General features: G+C 60.8%; 19 protein-coding genes and 2 pseudogenes. 11 read left to right on the top strand and 10 right to left on the bottom strand.

Features of this window, described 5'->3' with window-relative positions:
- Positions 1-63: 63 nt before the first annotated feature.
- Complete coding sequence (locus A4G99_RS17140; protein ID WP_066146303.1) at positions 64-402, bottom strand: hypothetical protein; 339 nt, start codon at positions 400-402, stop codon at positions 64-66.
- Between the two features lie 387 nt (positions 403-789).
- On the opposite strand from A4G99_RS17140, the gene A4G99_RS17135 reads away from it, so the two are divergent.
- Genes A4G99_RS17135 through A4G99_RS28855 form a run of 3 tightly spaced genes read left to right on the top strand, consistent with a single transcriptional unit; the run spans position 790 to position 3,184 of the window.
- On the top strand, positions 790-2,352 hold the full coding sequence (locus tag A4G99_RS17135; RefSeq protein ID WP_223301949.1) for a hypothetical protein: 1,563 nt from the start codon (positions 790-792) through the stop codon (positions 2,350-2,352).
- On the top strand, positions 2,265-3,065 hold the full coding sequence (locus A4G99_RS27440) for a hypothetical protein (protein ID WP_223301948.1): 801 nt from the start codon (positions 2,265-2,267) through the stop codon (positions 3,063-3,065). The genes A4G99_RS17135 and A4G99_RS27440 overlap by 88 nt, the downstream gene beginning before the upstream one ends.
- Positions 3,062-3,184 (top strand): hypothetical protein, encoded by a 123-nt coding sequence (locus A4G99_RS28855; protein ID WP_255359115.1) that lies wholly within the window; start codon positions 3,062-3,064, stop codon positions 3,182-3,184. Before A4G99_RS27440 ends, A4G99_RS28855 begins: the two co-directional genes overlap by 4 nt.
- Before the next feature lie 27 nt (positions 3,185-3,211).
- Here A4G99_RS28855 and A4G99_RS17130 read toward each other — a convergent pair whose 3' ends face one another.
- From A4G99_RS17130 to A4G99_RS17120, 3 genes and pseudogenes are all read right to left on the bottom strand, one after another.
- Positions 3,212-4,099, bottom strand: a complete 888-nt coding sequence (locus tag A4G99_RS17130; protein ID WP_066146300.1) for a class 1 fructose-bisphosphatase — start codon at positions 4,097-4,099, stop codon at positions 3,212-3,214.
- A 2-nt stretch (positions 4,100-4,101) separates the two neighbouring features.
- A pseudogene (locus tag A4G99_RS17125) lies at positions 4,102-4,889 on the bottom strand (class I fructose-bisphosphate aldolase).
- A gap of 119 nt (positions 4,890-5,008) precedes the next feature.
- Positions 5,009-5,584 (bottom strand): hypothetical protein, encoded by a 576-nt coding sequence (locus A4G99_RS17120; RefSeq protein ID WP_223301947.1) that lies wholly within the window; start codon positions 5,582-5,584, stop codon positions 5,009-5,011.
- A 167-nt stretch (positions 5,585-5,751) separates the two neighbouring features.
- On the opposite strand from A4G99_RS17120, the gene A4G99_RS17115 reads away from it, so the two are divergent.
- Positions 5,752-6,609 (top strand): 3-hydroxyacyl-CoA dehydrogenase family protein, encoded by an 858-nt coding sequence (locus tag A4G99_RS17115; RefSeq protein WP_066146298.1) that lies wholly within the window; start codon positions 5,752-5,754, stop codon positions 6,607-6,609.
- Between the two features lie 20 nt (positions 6,610-6,629).
- On the opposite strand, the gene A4G99_RS17110 is transcribed toward A4G99_RS17115, so the two are convergent.
- On the bottom strand, positions 6,630-7,508 hold the full coding sequence (locus A4G99_RS17110; RefSeq protein WP_066146295.1) for a hypothetical protein: 879 nt from the start codon (positions 7,506-7,508) through the stop codon (positions 6,630-6,632).
- A 284-nt stretch (positions 7,509-7,792) separates the two neighbouring features.
- On the opposite strand from A4G99_RS17110, the gene A4G99_RS17105 reads away from it, so the two are divergent.
- Together A4G99_RS17105 and A4G99_RS17100 are read left to right on the top strand one after the other, a co-directional pair.
- Entirely contained in the window at positions 7,793-9,049 is a 1,257-nt protein-coding gene (locus tag A4G99_RS17105) for an ABC transporter substrate-binding protein (protein ID WP_066146292.1), read from the top strand.
- Positions 9,050-9,164: 115 nt separating this feature from the next.
- The gene (locus A4G99_RS17100) at positions 9,165-9,719 is read left to right on the top strand and encodes a hypothetical protein (protein ID WP_066146289.1); all 555 of its coding nucleotides are present in this window, start codon (positions 9,165-9,167) and stop codon (positions 9,717-9,719) included.
- On the opposite strand, the gene A4G99_RS17095 is transcribed toward A4G99_RS17100, so the two are convergent.
- A complete protein-coding gene (locus A4G99_RS17095) occupies positions 9,716-10,801 on the bottom strand; it encodes a phytoene/squalene synthase family protein (RefSeq protein WP_066146286.1) in 1,086 nt (361 codons plus the stop codon). The genes A4G99_RS17100 and A4G99_RS17095 overlap by 4 nt on opposite strands.
- Before the next feature lie 163 nt (positions 10,802-10,964).
- Here A4G99_RS17095 and A4G99_RS17090 point away from each other — a divergent pair, with 163 nt between their 5' ends.
- Together A4G99_RS17090 and A4G99_RS17085 are read left to right on the top strand one after the other, a co-directional pair.
- Positions 10,965-11,669, top strand: a complete 705-nt coding sequence (locus A4G99_RS17090) for an RNase P subunit p30 family protein (protein WP_066146283.1) — start codon at positions 10,965-10,967, stop codon at positions 11,667-11,669.
- Positions 11,653-12,263: pseudogene (locus A4G99_RS17085) on the top strand (class I SAM-dependent methyltransferase). Before A4G99_RS17090 ends, A4G99_RS17085 begins: the two are co-directional and overlap by 17 nt.
- 39 nt (positions 12,264-12,302) lie before the next feature.
- Here A4G99_RS17085 and A4G99_RS17080 read toward each other — a convergent pair.
- Complete coding sequence (locus A4G99_RS17080) at positions 12,303-13,202, bottom strand: DMT family transporter (protein WP_223301946.1); 900 nt, start codon at positions 13,200-13,202, stop codon at positions 12,303-12,305.
- A 276-nt stretch (positions 13,203-13,478) separates the two neighbouring features.
- On the opposite strand from A4G99_RS17080, the gene A4G99_RS17075 reads away from it, so the two are divergent.
- Both A4G99_RS17075 and A4G99_RS17065 read left to right on the top strand, forming a co-directional pair.
- Positions 13,479-13,964, top strand: a complete 486-nt coding sequence (locus tag A4G99_RS17075) for an Lrp/AsnC family transcriptional regulator (RefSeq protein WP_066146279.1) — start codon at positions 13,479-13,481, stop codon at positions 13,962-13,964.
- Positions 13,965-15,059: 1,095 nt separating this feature from the next.
- Positions 15,060-15,638, top strand: a complete 579-nt coding sequence (locus A4G99_RS17065; RefSeq protein ID WP_066146273.1) for an MBL fold metallo-hydrolase — start codon at positions 15,060-15,062, stop codon at positions 15,636-15,638.
- Positions 15,639-15,647: 9 nt separating this feature from the next.
- Here the strand turns inward: A4G99_RS17065 and A4G99_RS17060 are convergent, their stop codons facing one another.
- Positions 15,648-16,436 carry an ATPase gene (locus A4G99_RS17060; RefSeq protein WP_066146270.1) on the bottom strand — a complete coding sequence of 263 codons (789 nt, stop codon included), beginning with the start codon at positions 16,434-16,436 and terminating at the stop codon, positions 15,648-15,650.
- Entirely contained in the window at positions 16,433-16,699 is a 267-nt protein-coding gene (locus tag A4G99_RS17055; RefSeq protein WP_066146267.1) for a DUF5827 family protein, read from the bottom strand. Before A4G99_RS17055 ends, A4G99_RS17060 begins: the two co-directional genes overlap by 4 nt.
- Positions 16,700-16,864: 165 nt before the next feature.
- On the opposite strand from A4G99_RS17055, the gene A4G99_RS17050 reads away from it, so the two are divergent.
- A complete protein-coding gene (locus A4G99_RS17050; protein WP_066146264.1) occupies positions 16,865-17,293 on the top strand; it encodes a hypothetical protein in 429 nt (142 codons plus the stop codon).
- A 45-nt stretch (positions 17,294-17,338) separates the two neighbouring features.
- Here A4G99_RS17050 and sod read toward each other — a convergent pair whose 3' ends face one another.
- The gene (sod, locus tag A4G99_RS17045; RefSeq protein WP_066146261.1) at positions 17,339-17,950 is read right to left on the bottom strand and encodes a superoxide dismutase; all 612 of its coding nucleotides are present in this window, start codon (positions 17,948-17,950) and stop codon (positions 17,339-17,341) included.
- Positions 17,951-18,071: the final 121 nt, after the last annotated feature.

Here is an 18,071-nt window from a genome sequence, read left to right as displayed (position 1 = left end):
GGGGAGAGTGGAGAAAGAATCGTCTAAGGGGAGAAGGGCGACCGGAGCGGGGTCGAGACGTGGTTACTGGTCCGGCAGTTCCATGGCCGCGACGTGCTCCGCGTACTCTTCGAGCACTGGTTGCCCCCAGTACCGAAGTGATTCGCTCCGTGCATCGTAATCGATGATGTTCGCGTCAGCGAGTTTTGGGAGGTGTGTGTGATGAAGGGATGCTTCGATACGTCGTCGGTAATCGTCCGGAACGTCGTTGGGCGACGTTTCCGTTTCCCACTCGACGACCTGTTCTACGAGGTCGGACAGCGTTGCTACGCCATCCGCAGTCGTTGAAAGGTAGTGGATTGCGTATCGTCTCCGCTTGTCCGACAGGAGTTCGAAGATGTCGTCGAAAGACGGTCTACTCACTCCTGGTTCGGCACGAAGTACGTGGGGCGGATGTCCCGACGGGCGGTTCCCCGAGTCGTCACGGTATGGTGACTCATTGCTCATGCGACGCTCAAGAGGAGTTGACCAGCATAGATAAAGAATGGTGAATCTAGACACCTAGAAACGTGCCAACTGAGATGAAATCATCGGCCCGAATAAATTTATTTCCAATAAGTACACCACCGACTATATTCGGTTGTCACTCGTCAGCGCGAAATTTCGATTACCACGATGGCTCGCAACGATTGCCGGAATCGTCGGGCGACGCTACCTCGTGTCAACGATCACAACCGGCCGGGGACGTGAGGAAACGGAATTAACGATGGCTCCGGTTGACGTGCGTCTCGCGCGTGTGAGTCGTATATTATGGACCGATTCACACGGGCAGTAGTCGCGGTCGGACTCGTCTTCCTCGTCAGCATCGCAAGCATCGCCGTCGTTTCTCCCACCAACTCCGGCACGGCGTCATCCACCCAGTCGATGGAGGCGTCGGCACCCCCGGTCGGGGAGTCGGCGGCAACGCTCCCCGTACTGTCGGTGAACGACGGAAGGAGTGAACTGTTACAGGCCGATTCGAACCGTTCGACCCGTGAGCAGGCGGCCGCTCGCGGTGCCACACAGGGGGCCGCGTTGGCACAGCGACAAGGCGTCTCCATCAGTCAGGAACAGCGACAGGCCGCAGTACAGGGGGCGACGCAGGCTGTCTCACAAAATCAATCGGCGAGCGTCGAACAGGTTCAGGCCGCGGCACGCGGTGCCGCACACGGTGCACTCCTCCAGAGTCAGGACGTGAACGTCACCCAGATACAGGTAGCGACACAGGGGGCAACGACCGGCGCGGTTTCCCAGACTCAACAGGCGAACGTCACGCAGATACAAGCCGCGGCGTTCGGCGCGTGCCACGGTGCAGTCGCTCAAAGCCAACGGGTGAAAATCACGCAGGTACAAGTGGCGGCGCGGGGTGCCGCACAGGGTGCGGCGACCGGTGCGGTGCAGAATCAGGGAGCGAGCGTCTCACAGATTCAGGAGGCCGGACAGGGTGCGGCGTTCGGCGCGCTCGACCAGCGTCAGAGCGTTTCGGTCCAGCAGGTGCAGGCGGCGGCACAGGGCGCGGCGACCGGGGCCGCACAAGCACAGACCGCGAACGCGAAGCAGGTTCAAGTCGCCGCGATGGGCGCGGCGAGAGGGGGTGCGACACAGATTCAGCAGGTGAACGTCGAACAGATTCAAGCGGCCTGCCGCGGTGCGGCGGCGGGGGCCGTCTCACAAGTCCAGCGGGTGAGCGTCACACAGATACAAGTCGCCGCGCAAGGCGCGGCGACGGGTGGACTCACACAGGCGCAGGGAGCCACCGTTTCACAGATTCAGTCGGCCTGTCGCGGTGCGGCGGTTGGGGCGTTGAGCATCACGCAGGTGCAGGTCGTGAACATCGTGCAGATTCAAATCGTCGCGCAGGGGGCGGCACAAGGTGCGACCCAAGGTGCCGTCCAGAAGCAGGTCGTGAACGTCAAACAGATTCAGGCCGCCGCGAAGGGTTCGGCACAGGGCGGAGTCACGCAGGTGCAGACCGTTCGAATCACCCAGATTCAGTCGGCCTGTGCTGGGGCGGCGGCAGGGGCCATTACCCAGAGCCAACAGGTGAGCGTCACGCAGGTGCAAGCCGCCGCAAGAGGGGCGTGCAAAGGCGGCGTCGTGGCGAGTCAGCGCCAGCAGGCGAGCATCTCACAGGTGCAGGCAGCGACGCGAGGTGCGGCGAACGGCGCGGTTTCCCAGAGCCAGCAGGCGAACGTCACGCAGATACAAGCCGCGCGCAGGGTGCCGCTGTGGGTGGAATCACGCAGGTGCAGAAAGCCTCGGTCACGCAGATTCAGGCGATTACCTTCGGCGCGGCCGCCGGTGCGACGCAGTCCGCCACGCAAGGGAACGTGAACAGCGCGGGCCAGATTCAGCAAACGGCGGTTTCGGGGACCGAACAGGCGGCAAACCGAGTGAAGTCGGGGGCGAACGCTCCGCCGAAAACGCTCCAGTCGGTGGCACAACGGGGAGCGGGCGGCGAGGCGACGGCGACTCCGTCGCCGACTTCGACGTCGACCACAGCGACGCCGACCACGACATCGGCACAACCCGCGACGACGTCGACACAGACACCGACAACGACATCGACGACCGCACCGCCGTCCACGACGGCGAACGCTACCACGAGCGTCACGACGACACCAACCACGACGGCGAACGCTACCACGACCACCACGCCGAACGCCACCGCGACGCCGACAACGACGCCGAACGTCACTACGACACCGAACGCCACCACGACAACGACGACCGCACCGCCGACCGCACCGCTATCGGCGAACCTGTCCTGCACCCGGATCACGGCGAACGCGACGCAACCCGATGACTACCGAATGCAGGCGTTGTTGGTCAACGCCTCGAACCCGCAGTCGGGCGTGCTGGTGACACAGAACATCTCCGCCGGGGACTTCCAACCGGCGGCCGACGGCAACGTGACGTGGACGAACTCGACGGCGAACCTCGGCGTTCCGGGATACGTCTTCGTCAACGCGACGTTCTTCGATTCGAACAACCAGACGTCGCGACCGTGCAGCAAAACGACGTGCAGAGGTGTATCCGACAGGTGAGCGGCACGAATGGAACGACTGCGGCACGGACGACGGTCGGCGGACCGACGGCGACTGCTGCTCCGACGACCGTTGCGACGACGACCGGGCCACGGACGACGCCGACGAATAGCAGCTAACGAAAAAGATCGAAAACCGAAATCCGACTACAGCGCGGCTTCGAGTCGTTCGATGAGGTTCGCGTTCCCGATGTGGAGCGGTACCCGTTGATGCAGTCGCTCGGGCGTCACTTCGAGGATGGATTTCTCGCCGTCGGACGACCGGCCACCGGCGGATTCGATGATGTACGCCATCGGGTTCCCCTCGAACTGCAAGCGAAGCTTTCCTTCCGGGCGGGATTCGAGACCGGGATAGGCGAACACGCCGCCGTAGGTCAACACTTGGTTCACGTCGCCGATCATTGCGCCGCCGTAGCGCAGTTTGAGTTCGTCTTCGATCCCTCGCGCGTAGGCGGTGAACGCCTCGGGCCAATCCGGAACGCGGCCGCCGAACCCGTAAACCGTGGGGTCGTCGGGGAGCGTCACGTCCTCGGTGACGACCCGGTGTTCCCCGTCTCGCGGTGTTTCACCGCTCGACTTATCGGCGGTGCCTTGCACCGCGCTATCCTCGATGACGTACTCGGTCACGGAATCGTCACGGGCGACCATCATCGTCGTGATCGGACCGAAGAGGACGAACGCCGACGCGACGAGGTCCGTTCCCCTCGCCGGGAGCGGCGCATCGTAGATTCCGACGATGGTCCCCATCGAGTTGTTGGATTTGAGGTTGGACGAGCCGTCGAGCGGGTCGATAGCGACCGACAGTCCGTCGCCGCAATCGACGACCGCCTCTCGCTCCTCGCTGGCGAACTCGCCGACGCCGTCGATAGCCGTCAGTTCCGATTCGAGGTACTCGTCGGCCCAGACGTCTGCGGCCATCTGGATTTCCCCGCTTGGGTTTTCCTCGTCCGCCTTTCGACGGCGGCCGGTGAGACCGCCACGGATTTCCGGCGCGGCGGCCGCGACGACATCGATGATTTTTGTAACCGTCTCCATCGTTAGAGCGCTTCGTCGGCGGTCGCGCCGTCGAAGATGACCTTTTCGAGTGCGTCGAGGATTCGCTCGGGGTCATCACGCTGCCAGACGTTGCGACCGACGGCGAGTCCGGAACCACCGGCGTCCATCACGGCTTCGACGCTGGAGAGGAACTCGTAGTCGCTGGTCTTCGACCCGCCGCTCATGACGACCGGCATGTCGGCGGCGGACTTGACGGCCCATTCCATCGACTTGCGGCTTCCGGGGTACTTGACCTTCGCCATGTCTGCGCCGATTTCGAGCGCGATTCGGGTCGCGTAGGCGATGGTGCTCTCTTTCGTGTCGTTCTTGAGACCCTGTCCACGCGGGTACGACCACATGACGACGGGCATGTCGTATTCGCGGTGTGCCCGTTCCTGCACGTCGCGGAAGTCCTCGTACATCCTCGTCTCGTTGTTCGACCCGGAGTAGACGGTGTAACCGACGGCGTCCGCGCCGAGTTCGGCGGCGTAATCGACCGTCCAATTCTGTGGCGAGTACGGTTCGCCCATCCAGAGGTTGCTCGTCCCGTTGAGTTTGGCGAGGAGGTTGACGTCGTCCTCGTAGGAGGGGTAGTACGTCTCCGCGAGGCCTTTCTGAACCGCGAGACACGTAACTGCGTCGTGGGTTGCGGTTTCGAAAACCTTCTCGGGGTCCAGCGTCTCCGGAACGGAACCGAAGTCGGCCGAGGCCCGTGTTCCAGGCCGTGATCGTGGGCGAGAATAAGTGCTTTGCCGTCTCGCGTGACTTGCGAGTCAGTCAGCGGAATCATCATGCGCAACTGCGCCGACGATATATAAGAGTGTACTGGTAACGGTCGAACCTAAACGATTGATTTCGGGGTTCTCAGTAGCTCTATTGTGAGAATGGGAAACTACGATAGTAGTAAATTCACAATAGCTCGTGGGCCGAATCGCGCCATTTCGCGACACGAGTCAAATCGAAGGCCAACGAGTCCGCCACGCGTTCCGGGTTGGCGATGGCCATACTTCGAACCGAGGTGATGCCCGCTTCGGCGAGTTCACCGGCCAGTTCGTCGTCGATTTCCGGCACGTCGGTCACGGGGTCCGGGCTACTCCGGTCGCGCCACGCTGCCTCTTCCGCCTCGGCGTCACCGCTTCCGTCCGTCGCGGTTTCGGTCGTCTCGGCCTCCCAATCGCCTGAACTGGCGGCAATCCACGCACGCTCGCCGTCCTGCAGGCCACGGATTTGACTCGAACGGTCCGTCAGGTCGTTGCCGGACTCGAACGACCACGACAGGGAGTGTTCCCGGCGCAGATGGCCAGCGACGCCCGGATGGACGCCTGCCTCGCGCAACATCTCGTAGGAGGCGGTGCGATTTCGGATATCCGTTACGTCGAACGGCGCGTCCTCGATGACCGCCGCCGTCGCTGGCCCGACGTATTTCACGTCCGTCGTTTCGGTCTCGGCCGTTTCGCGTGTCTCGTGTTCCCTCACGTCCCTCACCGATTCGTTTCTTTCTCCCACCCGACCCCCATTAATGTTTCGTACACGACCTATCCGTTTCGTTACTGTCCGGAGATGTCGCACATTTCAGATATCACGGCAGTTCGGTTCGGCTTTCTCGCCAGCGTTCCGCTATCCTTACAACGGTTCCGGCAGCACTTGCCATCATGCGTTCGCTTTCCGACATCGACAGTATCGGCGTAGTTGGCGCGGGGACGATGGGCAGCGGCATCGCGCAGGTCGCCGCCACGAACGGCTACGACGTGGTTATGCGCGACATCAAGGACGAGTTCGTCCAGCACGGGTTCGACACCATCGAGGGAAGTCTCGACCGATTCGTGGGCAAGGAGAAGATGAGCAAGGAGGAAGCCGAGGCCGCCGTCGACCGAATCACGGGCACGACTGACCTCGAAGACCTCGCGGACTGTGACTTCGTCGTCGAGGCGGCCGTCGAGAACATGGAGATCAAACAGGACATCTTCGCCGACCTAGACGAGGTGCTCCCCGAGGACGTCGTGCTGGCCACCAACACCAGCACGCTCTCGATCACGACCATCGCCAGCGTGACCGAGCGCGAGGACGAAATCGTCGGCCTCCACTTCATGAACCCCGTCCCCATCATGAAGGGCGTCGAACTCGTCGTCGGCGAGAAGACGGACGAGGACGTCGTCACGCTCGCCCACGATCTCGCGGAGGACCTCGGCAAGGAGACGTGGGAGTCCGACGACAAACCCGGCTTCGTCACCAACCGCATCCTCATGCCGTGGATCAACGAGGGCATCCGCGCCTACGACGAAGGCGTCGCCAGCAAGGAGGACATCGACAAGGGAATGACGCTCGGAACGAACGTCCCGATGGGACCGCTCACGCTCGCCGATCACATCGGACTGGACATCTGTCTCGACGCCAGCGAAACCCTCTTCGAGGAACTCGGCGACCGATACAAGCCAGCCTACCTGCTCAAGCGCAAAGTCGATGCGGGCGACTTGGGTAAGAAGACGGGCAAGGGCTTCTACGAGTACTAAAAAACGGCGGGACGCCGTTATCAGTCCTCTCGGGTCGCGTTCTTCGGCGGTGCGAACGTTCCCTCGGGCAGTTTCTGATTCACGGCGAGGTCACGATAGGTGGAGACGACCGTTCCGTTGTGGATCACGGTTGCGTTCTTCGATTTCTGATGGCCCGATTCGAACCTGTTCTTGAGCTGATCGAGCGTCTGATCGATCGGTAGCGGATAGTTCGTTTTGCTCTTGACGAGTGCACCGGTTTGCGCGTCTATCCAGAGCGTCGAGTTGTACCACGACGCTCTCTCGGAGTGCTTCTTCGGATTGTCGAACTCGATGACGTACACCTCGTGGCCGAGTACGTGCGTTTTCCCGTGGTACGTGAGCGCGTCGTGGTCGAACGCGGCTTCGAACTCGTGTTTGGCCTCGTAGACGCCGCTGATGTAGTAGTGCGCGGGGCCGTCGCGCCGGTCACTCACGTCGTACGTGTTCGTCGCACTTTCGTACGCTATCGTATTCGTGCGGTTTTCGATGATGATCCTGTTCCTGGTCGGGTGGAGGTATTCCACTCGCAGAAGCTTCGTCCCGTCCGCGTACCGCTCCGAACGATCGACTTTCTTCGTTCGAGTATACGTACTGCCGTTCGGCAGGTGGTAGATCCGTTTTTCCACCTCGACAGCGTGGTACGTGCTGATGTTCTCCTGCTTCGCGCGGATGTCGTCCACGACCTCGTGGGCTTTCGCGTCGCTGAACGTCGCGGTCGGTGTCCGTTGTGTCGTGTTCGTATCGGTCGTTGTAGTCGTCGTCGGGGAAGTCGTTTCGACACCGGCACCGGCGTCGTCATCGGGCAACTGTCCGACACAACCGCTGACGGTTGCCAGCACCAGACAAACGGCGAGGAGGAGCGGTAATCGTGACCGCATCAGCGTTCACCGCCGACCGTCTCGTTCACCGAGTGTGGCAGCATCGTTCGAGGGCCAGTTCGTCCGGGTCGTGTTGGGCGGGGATCGTTCATTATTACCAACGCCATCAGTACAGCACAAAAATAAATAATCCCCATCAACCATTACCATTCCCTGAGAATGGCTCTCACGTCCGCAGTTTCGCGGTATTATCGCTGTGGTAGCAAACTCACCGACGACTCGAAATGCCTTTAGGCTCGCCTAAAATTCGCAACAGTTATCAAGGTTTAGGCGAGCCTAAAACCATGGCACGAGACACGCAAGCAGGGCAGTGGTGTCCGACGCGTCGGCGGTTTCTCGGAGTCGGCACTGGCGTCGCCGCCACCACCCTCCTCGCTGGCTGTACCGGCAGTAGCGACGGAAACGAGGGGTCGAAATCCGACGATCAGGGTTCCACGACCTCGGCCGAGACGACCGATACCGAAACGGAAACGTCCGATACCGCGGACGGGAGCTACTCGGTGTCGATGTCGCCGATGGGGAAAGTGACGTTCGACGCCGTTCCGGAGGACATCTTCACCGTCCTCACCCACCACGCGGGGATGGCCGTCGCGCTCGGCCACGGCGACGGCGTCAACGCACTCCACGCGCCGGAGTACTACGACACCGTGATGAACCTCTACTACGAGCGCCTCGACGGCGTCTCGGTGGACTGGTCGGACTGTTTCTCGTCGTGGGGCGCACCGAAAGAGGAACTGTACGAACTCGACAGCGACGTTCACCTCGCGGACCCGGCGGAGATGGTGTCGATGAAGAACTGGTCGCGCTCGGACGTGAACGAAATCGCCAAGAACGTCGGCCCGTGGTTCGGCAACAGTTACAGCGACGCCAACCGGAAGCCGCCGAAGGGCTGGCGCGATGACTACGAGTATTACTCCCTCTGGGACATCTTCGGCAAGGTCGCACAGGCGTTCCGCGAGGAAGCGCGCTACGAGGCGCTCGCGACGGTTCACGCCGACCTCGTTTCGACCATCGAATCGAAGCTACCACCCGAGGACGAACGACCGACGGCGATCATGGTCACCGGGTCCGCGGACCTCTCCGATATTTGGGCCTACAAGCTGAACGCGCCCGGATTCCTCAGCGCACACATCCGTCCGCTCGGGGTAACCGACGCCTTCGGCAGCAAGGTTTCCTCGAACGACAAAGTGGACTTCGAGGCGATGCTGGAGGCGAATCCGGACGTGTTACTCGTCCTCGGCGGCATGGCACCGAACCACGAGATGTCCAAGACACGGAAGATACTCGAAAGCGACCCCGTCGCCTCGAACATCTCGGCGGTAAAGAACGACCGCGTGTTCGTGCAGGGAATGCGCTATCAGGGCCCGCTCGTCAACCTCTTCCAACTGGAGATGACGGCCAAACAGCTGTACCCCGACGTGTTCGGCGAGTGGCCGAAGTTCGCCGAGAGCCAGCCGTATCCGAAGTTCTCGAAGGACGAAGCGCTGTTCGACAAACGACGGGTCGCGGACATCGTGACCGGACGGGCCGACGACGTCTGACCGGCGGAAGTCGTCGATCCGTCGCGTCGAACCGATAGGGAACTCCAAAACCTCCCACTTCGCTTTTTCCCTATTGTCGAAGGATCGATAACAGTTGCTACCCAACGGTTGTTCTATGCCTTCCCTCTCCAGCGTCCGCCCGCACCGGAGCCACGTCTTTCCGTTTGCCGTGACGGCGTCCGCCCTCCTGTGGTTCGTGAACCGGGACACGGAAATTTCCGGGATCGCTCCCCGAACGGTCGCACTCGGCGTCGCATCCGTTGCCATCAGCTATCTGCTCGCAGTCCTCGTGGTTGCCGCGGTGAATCCCGACGGCACCCGGTCGAGAATCGTTCGAACCCTGTTCTCCCCGTCGAACGAAACGCTCGCCGTGTTCGCCGTCGTTTCGCTGTCGCTCGGCGGCTACGCGGTTACGGGATTCCCGTTTCTCCCCGGTGAACTCGACTTCGTAGTCCGCCTCCTCGGCCTCGTCCTCGGTTGGCCGATTATCGTCGTCTCCGTCGCGTCCGTCGTCGTCGGAAACGCGTTCGGCGGACGGCCGCCGTTCGCCATCGAGGCAGTCGCGGTCGGATTCGGCGTCGCCTGTACGACGGCGTGGGTGTTCTTACTGTCCGGGTGGGTTACGGACGCCGTCGGTCGTCTTTCGGTTTCCGTCGAAACCGGTCGCTAAATCGAATTCGGAGACCGGTGAAACGGCCTCTCGGAGATCGTTCGCCGCAGTTCGCCGAGCGTCTCTCGATCGACGCCGCCGGAGAGCGAGGCGATGAGGGAGTGTACCTCTTCGCGTGAAACCTTGATACCTGCCCGGCGAAGCGCGTCCTCCGGTCGTTTTCTGACTTCGCGGAGCGTCCCGACAGCGAGCAAGTAGGGAATCGTCCACGCGACGAGTCGGTTGCCCCGCTCGCGCGGCATGGTCTCCAGATACGTCTGGGCGTCGTCGGTAAAGCTGTGTGCGTGGTCCGCGGTTCGGGCGACGACGTCCGCGACGTCGTCGCTGTGTTCGGGGTCACAGAGTTTGTCCTGCGGGACATCGGCCTCGTCCAACCACGTCTCGGGAAGGTAGACGTTGTTCTCGTCGTGGTAGTCCACGTACACGTCCTTCGTCACGTTGACGAGTTGGAGGAGGAGCGAGAACGATTCCGAGGTTTCGCGCAGACGGCTCGCCTGCGCCGAATCCGCATCCTGGCAGACCAGGTTCGTGATGAGTTCACCGACGGTTCCCGCAACGTAGTAGCAGTACTCTTCGAGTTCCGCTCTACTTCCGATTCGAAGACCACCCGTGTCGGCATACCGTTCGACGAACATCGCCATCCCGTTCACGAGTTCCCGAACCGGCGGTCGAACCGCTTGCCGGACCGAGGGCGAGCACGTATCGAACGTTCGCACGATGCGGGGGGCGTGACTGACGACGGACCAATCGGCATCGTCGCCGTCGACATCGTCGGGAATCCACTCGTCTACACTCTCACGGAACTCCTCGACCGTCGTCGCATCGGTCGGGTCGAGGACGGCGTCGTACTGGTGGAGGAGACGCACCTGTTCGACGGGCGGGATGTGGCCCGCATCCTCGATCGTGTCCGCGACACGGCAGAGGAGGTATCCGACGCAGATGGCGTCGGCCATCGGCGTATCGAGCAGGTCGATAGTGATGGCAAACGTGCGGGAGACACCTTGAACCGCTTGGTGACACCATTCGATGTCTGCCCCTGGCGGCTCGTCGGCGGTCGCGGAGGTCAGTGGCTGGTTATCCATTCTGTTATTGAACCTTCCTTCCGGGTTGAGACGTGAAAACCCCTTGGGCTTACCACTCCGGTTTGGCTGGAGCGGCTAATCAGTTCCGACTCCCGGTGACGCCGTCTCCCTGGACCGAGAGTCGCAAGCACCAAGTCTCACCACCCCGCACTCGAACACGAGAATGTACGAGGGCGTCCACGCCGTCCCGGATGGGGAAGCTACCGTCGCGCGGTTTGCGGCCACGGCGAGTGAGTACGAGTTCGACGGCGTCGTCGTTCGCAATCACGGCGATTCACGGGCGGAGTTCGACGCCGAGACCGTCAGCGACGAGTTCGGCGTGGACGTGGTGGACGGCCTCGAAATCCGCGCCGACAACCCATCGCAGGCCAGCGGCCACGTCGGTAACTTTCGCCCGAAGACGACCATCCTCCTGCTCCACGGCGGCACGGCGAAGCTAAACCGGTTCGCCGTCGAGGAGGAGCGGATCGACGTGTTGGCCCACCCGATGCGCGGGCGCGGGGATTTCAACCACGTGCTGGCGAAGGCCGCCGCCGAACACGGCGTTCGCGTCGAGTTCGACCTCTCTCGTGTCCTCCGTACCGACGGCGGCCCGCGAGTGCAGGCCATCCAAGACCTCCGGAAACTCCGCGAGTTGGTGGTCAAATACGACGCCCCGTTCGTCGTCAGCGCCAACCCGAGTACGCACCTCGAACTGCGGGCACCCCGCGAACTCACGGCAGTCGGCGAGATCATCGGGTTTTCGCCCGAACAGATCGAGGATGGCTTGCGCGAGTGGGGTCACCTCGCCGACCGAAACCGGACGATTCAGTCCGACGATTTCATTGCGCCCGGCGTGAAACGTGGGCGGTATGAAGAAGACGATTGAGGAACACGCCGACCGCTTTTCGGACATCGCTGGCGACTACGACGATTCCCAGGACAGCGAGGAGTACCGCGCCTGTGTCTCCTTGGTCGTGGATCACGCCGACCCCGGTGCGGACGACGTCGTCCTCGATTTGGGGACCGGCACGGGCGCAATCGCCCTCGCGCTCGCCCCCGACGCGAAGCGCGTCATCGGCCGTGACATCAGCGAAGGGATGATGGACGAGGCGCGAACGAAGGCCGAGGAGAACGACATCGGAAACGTCGAGTTCGGCGAGGGGCGCTTCCGTGACCCGAACGTCGGCGAGGATGTGGATATCGTGGTATCGAACTTCGCCATGCACCACCTCTCCGACGAGGAAAAGAGCGAAGCCATCGAAGCAATCGCCGAATTGGGGCCGCGAAAGTTCGTGTTGGGCGACGTGATGTTTTTCGGCACGCCCGACCCGGAGGTCCCGTTTTACAGTCCCGAGGTGGACGACCCCTCGACGTCGGCCATCTGGCCGACGTGTTGACCGACAACGGCTTCTCGTTGACCGCCGTCGAGCGGGTTCACGAGCAGGTCGGGGTACTGGTCGCCGAACGCGTGCAAGAATAGTCGAAAAACTCCGCTTTTCGTACGAGTACGTTTTTCCGCTTACGCGCGTCCGACGTTCGGCGAGGCCATGCGGACGAAGTCGAAGAGCGCGTGCCGTTTCAGCAGGGCGAAGCCCGCGAAGATGGCGGCGAAACCGATGATGGTGGTGTTGGCGACCAGTTCACCCAACAGCATCCAGCTGAGGAGGGTAGCGACGACGGGTTCGAGGTAGCCGACGAGGTTCAGTTCGGTCGCGCCGATGGAGTCGAGCAGGTGGAAGTAGATGAGGAACGCGATGACGCCGGAGACGAGCACCAGGTATCCCAACGACGCGACGGCCGAAAACGACCAGTCGATGGCGGCAGGCGACTCGCCGCTGGCGAAGCTGACGCCGTGGATGATGATCGAACCGAACAGCATCGACCAGCCCTGAAGCGAGGGAATCGAGACGGTCGTCTCGAACGGTTGGCTCAGCACCGAACCGAGGGCGAAACTCGCCGCGGCGAGGAAGACGAGGACGATTCCGACCGCGTCCGTCGAGAGGAGGTTCGCGGAGGTCGGGTTGGCGACGATGGCGACGCCAGCGACGCCGAGCACCAAACCGAGCGCACCGAGGGGTGAGACGTGTTCGTCGGCGAAGAGCGCACTGGCGAAGACGGCCGTGAGAACCGGAGAGAGACTGACGATGACGGCCGCGAGCGCGCCGGGGACGTGTTCCTGTCCGAGGTAGAGCAGGCTGTGGTGACCCGCGATGATGAACGCGCCGATAGTGGCGATGGCGAGCAGGTCACCGCGCGTCCGGGGTTTCCAGCGGTCGGTCGTAAACGCCGCGTACGCGAGGATGAGCACACCGGCCGCATCGTAGCGAACCGCCGCGAACAGGAGCGGCGGGAAGTGGTGCAACCCGACGTCGATGGAGACGAACGAGCCACCCCAGAAGAGGGCCAGTAATCCGAACATCACTCCATTCATCGGAAGATATCTTCCAAGCTTTGTCGTATTCATAGATTTCTATCCAACTGTAACAGCCCGCCATTGTTAAACCCTTCTACAAGGAACAGCGTTGCAACTGAATCACATACAAGATCTATTGAGACAGTTAGAGTAAATTCTTGGTATTGAATCGTTATAGACATAGGTTGCCAAACAGCAGAGGAGATCACTCCTCGTGCATCACCATTCGTCGCCCCGCCGAAGTCGTGATATTAAGTATGACCGACGTATAGTTCGAAATCAATGGACGAACGTGACGTTACACTGCTCAAGGCCATCTCGGATCTGGAGACCGGCAGTCCCGAGAAGCTACACGAGGAGACCGACATCCCAGTCTCGACGATTCATTACCGGTTGAACAACCTGCGCGAGGCGGGCGTCATCGAAAACGACCTGTACGACATCGACCTCGAACAGTTCGGACTCGGCGTCACCGTCGTCGTCGAGGTGTTCGCCGATTACACCGGGTCGTACTCGGACTTCGGGGAGAAAATCCTCGACATCGAAGGGGTCACACAGGCGTACTTCACCATGGGCGAAACCGACTTCATCGTCGTCGCGCACCTCACCGGGCGCGAGATGGTCGAACGCCTCATCGGGGATTTCGAACGTATCGAGGAGGTCGAGCGGACGAACTCGACGTTCGTCATCTCCACCCTTCGTGACTCCCACCGGGTGCTCCAGAGCTACAGTTTGGACACCCTGCTCGACGAACTCGCGGAGGAGTAGGGCCGTCCCACCGTTCCCGCCAGGTCACCGTTTCCACCCTCTTCGGGAGACATCGGTTCCGCTGCTGAGCGTGCTACCACGACGATGGTGCCGAACAGTCGTAAAAGGGGAAGTGGGGTATGGGGATGACGATACTGGCGTATCCACGGCTTGATTACATCACTCGTTCGGGAGACCGCGATGGATTCTCTTCCGTCACTCCCCGGTCGAACGGTTCTTTCCTACCTATATTATCACTTATAATTGCACTCCGTGCGGATACGTTTGGCAACCTCTCTCGTGTCTGTGAGTGCGGTTATTACCTTGCTTTCGCGGCCGGACGGCGATTCGATGTCGATTGAACGGGAGTGACAAGTGTAATTCCGTGAAAATTAGTGGAAAGACTAATTTGCCACGGCAACATAGTGGCAACTGGATACCTGGAGACGCGTGGTATCCGCCTGACGAAGAAATAGGTGGATTCAACGGGGATTTGAAGGCTTAGGAACCATCCCCGTTGCGCTTCCATACCATGATACCAAAGATGATTAGCAGATAGCCCGGCGTGTGACCACCGCTCACTATCGTGCAACCACCTCCGATTAGGCTGGAAGCAATCAACGTCGATGCGTTTGCTTCCATCGTTCGTCGTCTGCTACTTACTCTCGCTTTCACAGACAGTTAGTTAATCGTCGATATTACTAATAAACGCGCGGATTCAATCTGGTAGTTCCCACATTCTTGTGAAGATAAGAATACACACTTCATTTTTCATGCTATAAGTGCAATCCCCATCATCGTGATACAGCAATTCAGAAAGTATAAGATCGACGTAGAACATTACGGGTATGAACGTGACTGAGGTAAAACTCTCGTCCCACCACTGTAAACCAACCTCATCGCGGCGGCGTGTCACATGACTGCCCATCCTCACACATGTCCCCGCAACACCGCTGAAATTCCGATGGCTTTATCGCTTTCACTGAAGTCGGTAAATACAATCCCATGACAGCGGCGACCCACCTTCACAGTGTGTCTGTCGTTGATTCTGGTGAGTGTTTAGAGAGGAAGAGATCTGTGAGTAGATCGGTTATATGTGAGTAAATGAGAGAAAACATGATTCGAAACATCGCAACGGGCGTGCAGGCGTTTACCAGCAACGCGTTCCTCGTGGACGGAGAGCGGACCGTCCTCGTGGATACCGGATCGAACTTCGATGCCGTGGGTCGAGTCCAAGCGGAAGTGGACGACCTCGATGCGGTCATCATCACGCACACCCATCCGGACCACGTCGGCAATCTAGAGGCCGTCAAGGACGCGTTCGACGTCGAAGCGTTCGGCTTCGACACGGACCAACCCGGGGTCGATATCGCCATCGAGGACGGGAACACGGTGAAAATCGGGGACCACGACTACCTCGCGCTCCACACGCCGGGACACAAGGAGGACCATCTCTGCTTCTACGCCGACTCCCCGAAAATCCTGTTCGCGGGCGACCTCATCTTCCAGAACGGCGGCTTCGGCCGGACGGACCTTGAAGAGGGTGACCGCCGAGTGCTCATCGAGAGCATCGATTCCGTCATCGACACGGTGGACGAGGAGTTGGCGGAGATGCACGTCGGCCACGGGCCGAGCGTGACGACGAATCCGTATCAGGACGTCGAATTGGCGTCGCAAGCGGCGCGGATGCGGTGAGAAGCAGGGTTACAGAAGCGCCTCGTAGGCATCCCCGTACACTGACGCGATTTTTTCGGGGTCGTTCCGCTCCTCTTTCGCCAGCGGTTCGAGCGTCATGGTTTCGGCGGGGTCGAGCAGGCTCACGACGTCTTCCACGCGTTTCTCCATCGTTCCGTCGTGGACGCTGCTGTCCGCGACTTCGCAGGCCTTCGCGTAGCGTGCGCCGTCGTAGATTCGGACGCGCCGCGGTTCGACCACGGCGACAGCGTCGAATTCGAGATCCCGTATCGGCAGGGCGATGTCGCTGTAGGATTCCACGACCGCCCGGTCTTCCGCTCGAATCCGTTCGGCCAGTGCCCGAAGGTGTGGGAGATAGCGCCGCTCGGTCTGGTCGTTCAACTCCTTCAGGGAATCCACGACGACGGCATCCGAGAGCGGGAGGTTCTCGTGTACTTCTTCGGGGAGCGAGACCGTTCCGTTGACGACGAACCCCTCGCCGACGCGGTCCACGAGGAACTCGCGTCGGGACTGTCCGAGCAACCCGTTTCCTTTGCCGGGTGCGGGCCGCCACAGTCGGTGCACCGGATTCACGTCCTCCGGTGCGTGATTCCCGGCGCTCGCGTCTGCCAGTCGATTGGCGTCCTTGCCGTACAGTCGTCCGTCCGAGAGGGCGCGCACGGCGTCGTCGTGGTCGAACCAGAAGTCGTTGCCCGCACGGGGTTTGAATCCGACCGCGTCCTGATGGGCGAGCAGTCCGACCGTGAACGTCGTCTTCCCGGCGTCCACGCGGTCGCTTCCGGCGACGAGTATCGTCATTCCTTTAGCCCGTAGTACCCCGGTTCCTCGTCGCTCGGCGGTTCGCCGACGACCAGGCGCTCGGAGTTTCGCATCACCCACGGAATCGCCCAATCCAGCAGTATCTCCTCGGTTTCGACGTCGAGTTCGGCGTCGGGGTCGAGACCCTGAAGCAGGCGGGCGATTTCATAGACCGAGTACATCAACTCTTCGTCGAGCAGTTCTTCCGGTTCGTAGAAATCACACGGATACAACTCCTCGAAATCGTCTTTTGGCTTCGGCATACGTGTGCCTACGTCCGACCGAGCGTAAAAGCTCCCGAATCGAAGCGCGTCGACGAGCTATGTGATATGCGTGAGCGTACTATCGTTCGATCATACTCGAACAAATATAATAAATGAGCATTATATCCGAGTTTTTATATTGGTGCATTAGAGATAGAAAACGACATGGATGAGGAATCGGGAAGCGAGACGAAAGAAGCGCTCGTCTCGGCCTTCGCCGAGTTCGGGGGTACCTATCTGCGAGATATCTGGCTGTTCGACCAACACGACTTCGAGATGCTCTTTCTCCGTGAGGACGTCGCTGACAAACTCGAAACCGTCGACGTGGAGAAGTTCGTGGACAACGAACGGTTCGGATTCATCACCCGGGACACCTACGACCAACTCTACTACGCCAGCTATCAGTACACGGTCAGGGGATTCACCGACTTCGAACAGTTCCGCATGTTCTTCGACGACGACGAGCGAAACGTCGGCGTATTCGCCAGTTTCGACCTGCAACCCGGCGGATACGATTACGAATCGCTCTATCGGCACGTCAGCGACATCGCTTCCGGATACGACGTTCCGACGGTAACGTCGGACGAGAAATAGCCGTCGCTTCCCTCGCTGTCTCGAAAAATATCGGTGCGTTCGGACCTATTCGTAGCGCGACACGACGTTGTCGTACTGTTCTGCGACGTTGTCCCAGTCGACCACTTCGAAGAAGTTGTCGATGAAGTCGCCACGGTCCGGACCGTAGTCGTAGTAGTAGGAGTGCTCCCACACGTCCACCGCGAGAATCGGGTGGCTACCCCAGAGTGCGCCTTGGTCGTGCTTGTCAACTTTGACGTTGCGAAGCTGTTTGGCGACGGGGTCGTAGACGAGGAGTGCCCAGCCACCTGCGGCGCTCGCGGCGGCCTCGAATTCGCCCTTCCATCCCTCGTAGGAACCGAAGTCCTCCTCGATGCGGTCGGCGAGTTCGCCCTCGGGTTCGCCGCCGCCGTTCTCGTCCATGTTCTCCCAGAAGAGGGTGTGGAGGTAGTGACCACAGCCGTTGTGGGTCACGTTACCCAGCGCACCCGCCGTGCTGGAGTAGTCACCGGACTCGCGGTTCTCCGCGAGGGTCTCTTCGGCACTGTTGAGGCCGTTTACGTAGCCCTGATGGTGCGTGTCGTGGTGCCACGTGAGAACCTGCTCGGAGATGTGCGGTTCCAGCGCGTCGTAGTCGTACGGGAGCGGTGGTAGTTCCGCGTTCGATTTTTCTGGCATATATGAATTACCTCCACTAACTGTATCTCGTCTTAGCCTGTTAAACCTTGAGGAGATGTTAGCTAACATATCACACGATACGGCGGCAAAATAGACCGATTTCAGGGCGATTGCTCGGTCG

The sequence above is a fragment of the Haladaptatus sp. R4 genome (assembly GCF_001625445.1).
Taxonomy (GTDB): domain Archaea; phylum Halobacteriota; class Halobacteria; order Halobacteriales; family Haladaptataceae; genus Haladaptatus.
This window is presented reverse-complemented; position numbering and strand designations above follow the sequence as displayed.

Excerpts from the sequence above, each read along its gene's own strand:
- A4G99_RS17135 (WP_223301949.1), top strand. The coding sequence starts at position 790 with ATGGACCGATTCACACGGGCAGTAGTCGCGGTCGGACTCGTCTTCCTC.
- A4G99_RS17130 (WP_066146300.1), bottom strand. The coding sequence starts at position 4,099 with ATGGAGACGGTTACAAAAATCATCGATGTCGTCGCGGCCGCCGCGCCG.
- A4G99_RS17115 (WP_066146298.1), top strand. The coding sequence starts at position 5,752 with ATGCGTTCGCTTTCCGACATCGACAGTATCGGCGTAGTTGGCGCGGGG.
- A4G99_RS17110 (WP_066146295.1), bottom strand. The coding sequence starts at position 7,508 with ATGCGGTCACGATTACCGCTCCTCCTCGCCGTTTGTCTGGTGCTGGCA.
- A4G99_RS17105 (WP_066146292.1), top strand. The coding sequence starts at position 7,793 with ATGGCACGAGACACGCAAGCAGGGCAGTGGTGTCCGACGCGTCGGCGG.
- A4G99_RS17100 (WP_066146289.1), top strand. The coding sequence starts at position 9,165 with ATGCCTTCCCTCTCCAGCGTCCGCCCGCACCGGAGCCACGTCTTTCCG.
- A4G99_RS17095 (WP_066146286.1), bottom strand. The coding sequence starts at position 10,801 with ATGGATAACCAGCCACTGACCTCCGCGACCGCCGACGAGCCGCCAGGG.
- A4G99_RS17090 (WP_066146283.1), top strand. The coding sequence starts at position 10,965 with ATGTACGAGGGCGTCCACGCCGTCCCGGATGGGGAAGCTACCGTCGCG.
- A4G99_RS17080 (WP_223301946.1), bottom strand. The coding sequence starts at position 13,202 with ATGTTCGGATTACTGGCCCTCTTCTGGGGTGGCTCGTTCGTCTCCATC.
- A4G99_RS17075 (WP_066146279.1), top strand. The coding sequence starts at position 13,479 with ATGGACGAACGTGACGTTACACTGCTCAAGGCCATCTCGGATCTGGAG.
- A4G99_RS17065 (WP_066146273.1), top strand. The coding sequence starts at position 15,060 with ATGATTCGAAACATCGCAACGGGCGTGCAGGCGTTTACCAGCAACGCG.
- A4G99_RS17060 (WP_066146270.1), bottom strand. The coding sequence starts at position 16,436 with ATGACGATACTCGTCGCCGGAAGCGACCGCGTGGACGCCGGGAAGACG.
- A4G99_RS17055 (WP_066146267.1), bottom strand. The coding sequence starts at position 16,699 with ATGCCGAAGCCAAAAGACGATTTCGAGGAGTTGTATCCGTGTGATTTC.
- A4G99_RS17050 (WP_066146264.1), top strand. The coding sequence starts at position 16,865 with ATGGATGAGGAATCGGGAAGCGAGACGAAAGAAGCGCTCGTCTCGGCC.
- sod (WP_066146261.1), bottom strand. The coding sequence starts at position 17,950 with ATGCCAGAAAAATCGAACGCGGAACTACCACCGCTCCCGTACGACTAC.